5 protein-coding genes and 1 pseudogene are annotated in these 8881 nt (G+C 49.9%); all 6 read right to left on the bottom strand.

Going from position 1 to position 8881, the window contains the following annotated elements; genetic code table 11:
- A partial coding sequence (gene rpoC, locus QVO99_RS08820; RefSeq protein ID WP_288177099.1) for a DNA-directed RNA polymerase subunit beta' occupies positions 1-2867 on the bottom strand: 2867 nt, incomplete at its 3' end.
- 39 nt (positions 2868-2906) lie between these two features.
- Positions 2907-6719 carry a DNA-directed RNA polymerase subunit beta gene (rpoB, locus tag QVO99_RS08815; RefSeq protein WP_022317237.1) on the bottom strand — a complete coding sequence of 1271 codons (3813 nt, stop codon included), beginning with the start codon at positions 6717-6719 and terminating at the stop codon, positions 2907-2909.
- A gap of 168 nt (positions 6720-6887) precedes the next feature.
- On the bottom strand, positions 6888-7265 hold the full coding sequence (gene rplL, locus QVO99_RS08810) for a 50S ribosomal protein L7/L12 (RefSeq protein ID WP_022317236.1): 378 nt from the start codon (positions 7263-7265) through the stop codon (positions 6888-6890).
- 56 nt (positions 7266-7321) lie between these two features.
- Complete coding sequence (rplJ, locus tag QVO99_RS08805) at positions 7322-7840, bottom strand: 50S ribosomal protein L10 (protein ID WP_022317235.1); 519 nt, start codon at positions 7838-7840, stop codon at positions 7322-7324.
- 18 nt (positions 7841-7858) lie between these two features.
- Positions 7859-8551 (bottom strand): 50S ribosomal protein L1, encoded by a 693-nt coding sequence (gene rplA / locus QVO99_RS08800; RefSeq protein WP_022317234.1) that lies wholly within the window; start codon positions 8549-8551, stop codon positions 7859-7861.
- Positions 8552-8573: 22 nt separating this feature from the next.
- Positions 8574-8881: pseudogene (locus QVO99_RS08790) on the bottom strand (50S ribosomal protein L11); the annotation flags it as partial.

The following is an 8881-nucleotide window of genomic DNA, read 5'->3' as shown; positions in this document are numbered from 1 at the left end:
GCTGCGTTGGCAGCCACACCACCGGCGTGGAACGTACGGAGAGTAAGCTGTGTACCTGGCTCACCGATAGCCTGTGCGGCGATGACTCCTACTGCCTCACCCTTCTGAACCATACGGCTGGTAGCAAGGTTACGTCCGTAACACTTCATGCAGACGCCGTGTTTGCTCTCGCAGGTGAGCACTGAACGGATCTCGACGCTCTCGATTGGAGAGTCCTCGATAGCCTGGGCGATAGACTCTGTGATCTCGTCGCCGGCAGCCACGATGAGCTCGCCAGTCTGAGGATTCACGATATCGTGTACTGACACACGGCCGAGGATGCGCTCATAGAGGGTAGAGATAACCTCGTCGCCGTTCTTCAGAGCTGTGCATACAAGTCCGCGCAATGTGCCGCAGTCTTCCTCGTTGATGATGACGTCGTGAGAAACGTCAACAAGACGACGAGTCAGATATCCGGCGTCGGCAGTCTTCATGGCGGTATCGGCAAGACCCTTACGGGCACCGTGGGTAGAGATGAAGTACTCCAACACGCTCATTCCCTCCTTGAAGTTAGACAAGATAGGGTTCTCGATAATCTGTGCACCCTCAGCACCAGCCTTCTGTGGCTTGGCCATAAGTCCACGCATACCGGCAAGCTGACGGATCTGGTCTTTAGAACCACGGGCTCCAGAGTCAAGCATCATGTATACGGCGTTGAATCCCTGGTCGGCCTCTGTCATCTGCTTCATCAATACATCACCGAGCTCGTTGTTGACGTGAGTCCAGGCATCGATTACCTGGTTGTAACGCTCCTTGTCGGTGATGAATCCCATATTATAGTTGTCAGTAATCTGACGTACTTCGTCATTTCCACGCTCAACGAGTGCTTTCTTCTCCTCTGGGATGATGATGTCGTCGAGGTTGAAGGAAAGTCCGGCGAGGTATGCCATACGGTAACCGAGGTTCTTGATACCATCGAGGAACTCGCAGGCACGGGCGAAACCTACTGCCTTGATAACATCAGAGATGATGTCACGCAAGCTCTTCTTGGAGATTACCTTGTTTACGTAACCTACCTCGTCTGGAATGATGCCATTCACGATTACACGACCTACTGATGTCTCTACGAGTTTCTGCTCGTAGCCACCATTGTCGGCAAGGTCCTTGACAACGACCTTGACCTGGGCGTGGAGATCACAACGGCCTTCGTTGTGGGCGATGATAGCCTCTTCCGGACCGTAGAATGTAAGGCCCTCTCCCTTAGCACCCGGACGGATCTTGGTGATATAGTAAAGACCAAGCACCATATCCTGTGACGGCACCGTGATAGGCGCACCGTTGGCAGGGTTGAGGATGTTGTGGCTCTGGAGCATCAGAATCTGTGCCTCGAGCACTGCCTCGTTGCTCAATGGGAGGTGGACAGCCATCTGGTCACCGTCGAAGTCGGCGTTGAACGCAGTACAAGCCAACGGATGGAGCTGGATTGCCTTACCCTCGATGAGCTTAGGCTGGAAGGCCTGGATACCGAGACGGTGAAGCGTAGGGGCACGGTTAAGGAGAACCGGATGACCCTTCATCACATTCTCAAGGATATCCCAGATAACAGGCTCACGACGGTCAACGATCTTCTTGGCGCTCTTCACGGTCTTCACGATGCCGCGCTCGATGAGCTTGCGGATGATGAATGGCTTGTAGAGCTCTGCTGCCATCAGCTTAGGAAGACCGCACTCGCCCATCTTCAGCTCAGGACCAACGACGATAACTGAACGTGCTGAATAGTCGACACGCTTACCGAGGAGGTTCTGACGGAAACGTCCTGCCTTACCCTTCAGAGAGTCGGAGAGTGACTTCAACGGACGGTTTGACTCGCTCTTCACGGCGCTGCTCTTGCGGGAGTTGTCGAACAAGCTGTCAACAGCCTCCTGGAGCATACGCTTCTCGTTGCGGAGGATTACCTCTGGAGCCTTGATCTCGATGAGTCGCTTCAGACGGTTGTTACGTATGATGACACGACGATAAAGGTCGTTGAGGTCGGATGTGGCGAAACGTCCACCATCCAGCGGCACCAACGGACGGAGCTCCGGTGGAGTGACAGGGATGATCTTCATGATCATCCACTCAGGACGGTTCACGTTGCTGCTTCCACGGAATGCCTCTACCACCTGCAGACGCTTCAGAGCCTCTGTCTTGCGCTGCTGTGATGAATCGGTATTGGCGCGGTCGCGGAGTTCGTATGAGAGTGAGTCGAGATCGAGACCTGCCAAGAGGTCGTAGATAGCCTCGGCTCCCATCTTTGCGATGAACTTGTTTGGATCTGAATCATCAAGATACTCGTTGTCCTCTGGAATCTGATCCATAAGATCGAGATACTCGTCCTCTGTGAGGAGGTCCATCTTGTGGGAACCATTGAGTTCCTCTTCCTTCTCAGGATCCATTCTGCCAGCCAGCACACCTGGCTGCACAACGATATACTTCTCATAGTATACCACAGAGTCGAGCTTCTTGGTAGGCAGTCCGAGCAGGTAGCCGATCTTGTTCGGCAATGAGCGGAAATACCAGATGTGGGCCACTGGAACTACAAGCTCGATATGGCCGGTACGCTCACGACGTACCTTTTTCTCGGTGACTTCCACACCGCATCGGTCGCAGACGATGCCTTTGTATCTGATACGCTTGTACTTTCCGCAGGCACACTCGAAATCCTTTGTAGGACCGAAGATGCGCTCGCAGAAGAGTCCGTCGCGCTCCGGTTTGTATGTACGGTAGTTTATGGTTTCAGGCTTGGTAACCTCACCGAATGAATTCTCGAGGATTTCCTCTGGCGATGCTAAGCTGATGGTAATCTTCGTGAAATTACTCTTTATCTTTGTATCTTTCTTAAAAGCCATAATTCTTGTTTATATATGTATGAGTAAAGAGTTGCAATATTAGTCGAGGGTAACGCTCAGACCAAGGCCACGCAGCTCATGGAGCAACACATTGAGAGACTCTGGGATGCCGGCTGTCGGCATAGGCTCGCCCTTGACGATTGCCTCATAAGCCTTGGAACGGCCTACTACGTCGTCTGACTTGATGGTCAGAATCTCCTGCAATACATGACTTGCACCGAATGCCTCGAGTGCCCAGACCTCCATCTCTCCAAAACGCTGTCCACCGAACTGCGCCTTACCACCGAGTGGCTGCTGGGTGATGAGTGAGTACGGACCGATAGAACGGGCGTGCATCTTGTCCTCTACCATGTGGCCGAGCTTGAGGAAGTATGTGATACCCACTGTAGCCGGCTGGTCGAACATCTCTCCTGTCTCACCGTCATAGAGGTGCATAGAACCGAGGTTTGGCAAACCTGCCTTGTCTGTCCACTCCTTGAGGTCGTCGAGGTGGGCACCGTCGAAGATAGGAGTAGCGAACTTCACGCCGAGACGCTTTCCGGCAGCACCGAGGATAGCCTCGAAAATCTGACCGAGGTTCATACGTGAAGGCACACCCAATGGGTTGAGCACCAAGTCAACAGGACGTCCGTCCGGCAAGAACGGCATATCCTCCTGGCGAACGATCTTCGACACGATACCCTTGTTACCGTGGCGTCCGGCCAACTTGTCGCCGACACCGATCTTACGCTTCTTGGCGATGTATACCTTTGCCATCTGCAGGATGCCCGATGGCAGCTCGTCGCCGATGGTGATGGCGAACTTGCGACGCTTGTTCTCTGCATCGAGAAGCTTTGCCTTCTTCAGGAAGTTTGTGATGAGCTTTGAGATCAAGCCGTTTGTATGGTCATCGTCAGTCCAGTTGTTCGACTGGATTTCCTCATAGTTGATGTTCATGAGCTGGGTAGCGGTGAACTTGCTGCCCTTTGTGATGATCTCGGCACGTGAATAGTCCTTGATGCCCTGGCAAACCTTGTCCTCGGTGAGAGTCAGGAGCTTGTCAACGAGGATATCCTTCAGGTCGTCGATCTTTGCCTCATACTCCTCGTCTATCTTAGCAAGGATAACCTTGTCCTTCTGCTTTGAAGCACGGGTCTTGATAGCACGAGAGAACAGCTTCTTGTCGATTACCACACCGCTCAATGATGGGTTGGCCTTCAATGAAGAATCCTTCACATCACCAGCCTTGTCGCCGAAGATGGCTCTCAGAAGCTTCTCCTCTGGTGACGGGTCGCTCTCTCCCTTAGGAGAAATCTTACCGATGAGGATATCGCCTGGCTCTACACGGGCACCGACACGGATGATACCGTTGTCATCGAGGTCCTTGGTTGCCTCTTCGCTGACGTTAGGAATATCGTTTGTGAACTCCTCAGTACCGCGCTTTGTCTCACGCACGTCGAGAGAGAACTCGTCGACATGAACAGATGTCAGCACGTCGTCACGGACGATACGCTCGTTGAGCACGATGGCGTCCTCATAGTTGTAACCCTTCCATGGCATGTAGGCCACGAGCAGGTTGCGACCGAGTGCGAGCTCGCCATCCTCTGTAGCATAACCCTCTGTCAGGATATCGCCCTTCTTCACTCGCTGTCCCTTGTTGCAGATAGGACGGAGGTCGATGGTCATGTTCTGGTTGGTACGACGGAACTTAGGTATGCGGTATTCCTTGAGCGCCGGCTCGAAGCTTACGAATTCCTCGTCCTCGGTTCTGTCGTAGAGGATACGGATTGTGGTAGCGTCAACATATTCGATAACGCCTTCGCCCTCGGCAGTGATCATAGTACGTGAGTCTACACATACCTGCTTCTCGACGCCGGTACCTACGATAGGTGCCTCATTGTGGAGCAATGGAACTGCCTGGCGCATCATGTTGGATCCCATCAACGCACGGTGAGCATCGTCATGCTCCAAGAATGGGATGAGTCCGGCAGCGATAGAAGCGATCTGCTGTGGAGAAACGTCCATGAGGTCAACGTCTGTCGGTGGCACGACTGGGAAGTCGGCATCCTGACGACACTTGACAACCTCGCGGATAAACGTACCGTCGTCATTCAACGGAGCATTTCCCTGACCGATCACGTGGTCTTCCTCATCCTCAGCGGTAAGGTAAACGACATCCTCGTTCTTCAGGTCTACTACACCATTCTCAACCTTACGGTATGGAGTCTCGATGAATCCGAGTTCATTTATCTTGGCATACACACAGAGAGAAGAGATAAGTCCGATGTTAGGACCCTCAGGACTCTCGATAGGACACAGACGACCATAGTGTGTGTAGTGAACGTCACGAACCTCGAATCCGGCACGCTCTCTTGACAGACCGCCAGGTCCGAGGGCAGAGAGACGACGCTTGTGGGTTACCTCAGCAAGCGGGTTGGTCTGGTCCATGAACTGTGACAATGGGTTGGTGCCGAAGAATGAGTTGATGACACTTGAGATTGTCTTGGTGTTGATCAAGTCTGTTGGCTTGAACACCTCATTGTCGCGCACGTTCATACGCTCACGGATTGTGCGGCTCATACGAGCCAGACCGATAGAGAACTGGTTGCTCAACTGCTCGCCGACGGTGCGTACACGACGGTTGCTCAAGTGGTCGATATCATCGACTGTAGCATTGGAGTTAACCAGCTGGATGAGATACTTGATGATCTCGATTATATCTTCTTTGGTCAGGATACGAACATCCTCGTCGGTATCAAGACCCAGTTTCTTGTTGATGCGGTAACGGCCCACCTTGCCCAAGTCATAACGCTTGTCAGAGAAGAACAGGTTCTGGATAACCTCCTTTGCACTTGCCTCATCAGCAGGATCAGCATTACGCAGCTGCTTGTAGATGTAGAGCACGGCGTCCTTCTCAGAGTTTGTCGGGTCTTTCTGCAATGTGTTGAACACGATGGAGTACTTGTTTGCAGACTCGGCATCCTTGTGGAGAAGGATAGTAGAAGCACCGCTGTCGATGATGTCCTCCATGTTCTCCTTTGTGATGACAGTCTCACGCTCCATGATGACCTCGTTGCGCTCGATTGATACAACCTCACCGGTGTCCTCGTCAACGAAATCCTCATTCCAGCTCTTCAATACCGTTCCGGCAAGAGTTCTGCCAACGGCCTCCTTCAGATTCTTCTTGTTCACCTTAACCTCCTCGGCAAGGTCGAATATCTGCAGGATGTCCTTGTCTGACTCAAAACCGATGGCACGCAGAAGAGTAGTTACAGGCAACTTCTTCTTACGGTCGATGTAAGCGAACATAACGTTGTTGATGTCAGTAGCAAACTCAATCCATGAACCCTTGAACGGGATGATACGGGCAGAATAGAGTGCAGTACCGTTGGCATGCACACCCTGGCTGAAGAAAACGCCAGGCGAACGGTGCAGCTGAGATACAACAACACGCTCTGCTCCATTAATCACGAAAGTACCATTACTCGTCATATAAGGGATCGTACCGAGGAAGACATCCTCGATAACAGTACCGAAGTCCTCATGCTCAGGGTCCGTACAGTATAGTTTCATCTTGGCCTTCAAAGGCACACTATATGTAAGACCACGCTCCAGACACTCATCAATAGAGTAGCGAGGTGGGTCGATATAGTAATCCAAGAACTCAAGAACGAAATTATTACGAGTGTCAGTTATAGGGAAATTCTCAGAGAACACCTTGTACAAACCGTCGTTCTCACGTTCCTCAGGCGGAGTGTCCAACTGCAGGAAGTCTCTAAAAGACTTTAATTGCACATCGAGGAAATCCGGATACGGCATCGGATTCTTGATGCTGGCAAAGTTTACTCTGTTATCAACGATTTTAGAAGCCATTACAGATTTTTGTTACCGTTATATAAGCCACCATTGAATATATAGAAGACTCTCAAAGGAGAGCCGGAGCCACTGCTGCGGTGGTTAACAACAGAAGCGCAAAGACACAAAAAGGTTAAGACTCTTCTATTGGAAGAACCTTAACCTTAAATATTTTTTAATACTCAATTACTTGAGCTCAACCTTAGCACCAGCCTCTTCGATAGCCTTCTTCAGGTTCTCAGCCTCAGCCTTAGCCAAACCCTCCTTCAATGTAGAAGGTGCACCGTCAACGAGCTCCTTAGCCTCCTTCAGACCAAGACCGCAAGCCTCCTTAACAGCCTTTACAACCTGAAGCTTAGCGCCACCTACCTCAGCGAGAACAACGTCGAAAGAAGTCTTCTCCTCTGCCTCAGCTGCACCACCAGCAGCAGGACCAGCAGCAACAGCAACAGCTGCAGCAGCAGGCTCAATTCCGTACTCGTCCTTCAGGACTGTTGCCAACTCGTTTACTTCCTTAACTGTCAAATTTACCAATTCTTCAGCAATAGCTTTGATATCTGCCATTTTATTCTAAATTTTTATTGTTTTTTTAATGTTAATGTTAGTGACTTTAATTGTTTTTATTCAGGACGCTCGCCTAAAGTCTTAAGCACACCGTGGATAGTGTTTGCACCTGATTGGAGAGCTGAAACGACGTTCTTTGCAGGAGACTGAAGCAAAGCAACAATGTCTGCGATAACCTCGTTCTTGCTCTTGAGAGCTGCAAGTTCCTCAAGTTTGTCAGCACCTACGAAGAGACCTTCCTCAGCATAAGCACCCTTGAGTGTAGGAATACCTTCCTTGACATAGCTCTTCAGCAACTTAGCAGGAACATTAGCTGTGTTACAGAACAAAACAGCTGTGCTACCCTTCAAGCAGCTGTAGAGAGGCTCGAAATCGATTTCAGAAGCCTCGAACGCCTTGCGAAGAAGATTATTCTTCACAACAACCATCTGAATCTCACTCTTGAAGCACTTGCGGCGCAAGTCGCTTGTCTTGGCAGCGTCCAGTCCGTGAACGTCAACCAAATAGAAGTGAGCGAACTCTTTGAGTTTCTCGCCAAGTTCAACAACTATAGTATCTTTTACTTCCTTTTTCATTTTACAAAACTTTTAGAGTTATTCAACTGATTTAGGATCAATCTTGATACCCTTACTCATCGTACTAGAAAGATAGATACTCTTGATATATGTACCCTTAGCAGCAGACGGTTTCAACTTGATTACAGTAGCTATGAATTCTTTAGCATTCTGATAGATCTGCTCTGGAGTGAATGAAATCTTACCGATTGATGTGTGAATAATACCAGACTTGTCAACCTTGAAGTCAATCTTACCGGCCTTTACCTCCTTGACAGCCTTAGCTACATCCATGGTAACGGTACCGCTCTTAGGGTTAGGCATGAGTCCGCGAGGACCAAGCACACGGCCAAGAGGACCGATCTTACCCATGCAAGAAGGCATTGTTATGATAACATCAATGTCAGTCCATCCACCTTTGATCTTTTCGATGTACTCGTCAAGACCAACATAATCAGCGCCAGCTTCTTTAGCAGCAGCCTCAGCATCAGGTGTGCAGAGACAGAGAACACGTGTAACCTTACCAGTTCCGTTAGGCAGTGTAACAACACCGCGAACCATCTGGTTGGCCTTACGTGGATCAACGCCCAAACGCACATCGATATCAAGAGAAGCCTCGAACTTGGTAGTGGTAATTTCCTTTACCAACTCTGAAGCCTCCTTCAAAGAGTATGCTTTCCCTGCTTCAATCTTATCAGCTACTGATTTTTGATTTTTTGTCAGTTTACTCATTTTCTTAAGTTGAAGTTATAAATTATTTACCAGGGAAGTCCCCATTTACAGTGATACCCATACTTCTTGCTGTACCTGCTACAAGTCTCATTGCAGACTCGACAGTGAAGCAGTTCAATCATAGCTGATTCTACAGTAAAGCAGTTCAAGTCTTTCATCTTATCCTCAGCGATTACCTTTACCTGATCCCAAGTAAGAGAAGCAACCTTCTGACGATTAGGCTGAGCAGAACCTGACTTGATTTTGGCAGCCTCTTTCAATTGAACTGCAGCAGGTGGAGTCTTGATAATAAAATCAAAAGACTTGTCAGTATAATAAGTAATAACTACT

It is taken from the genome of Prevotella sp. CAG:592 (assembly GCF_000436015.1).
In the GTDB taxonomy this organism is placed as follows: Bacteria; Bacteroidota; Bacteroidia; order Bacteroidales; family Bacteroidaceae; genus Prevotella; species Prevotella pectinovora.
This window is presented reverse-complemented; position numbering and strand designations above follow the sequence as displayed.

Coding starts and splice junctions, on each gene's coding strand:
- rpoB (WP_022317237.1), bottom strand. CDS start 6,719: ATGGCTTCTAAAATCGTTGATAACAGAGTAAACTTTGCCAGCATCAAG.
- rplL (WP_022317236.1), bottom strand. CDS start 7,265: ATGGCAGATATCAAAGCTATTGCTGAAGAATTGGTAAATTTGACAGTT.
- rplJ (WP_022317235.1), bottom strand. CDS start 7,840: ATGAAAAAGGAAGTAAAAGATACTATAGTTGTTGAACTTGGCGAGAAA.
- rplA (WP_022317234.1), bottom strand. CDS start 8,551: ATGAGTAAACTGACAAAAAATCAAAAATCAGTAGCTGATAAGATTGAA.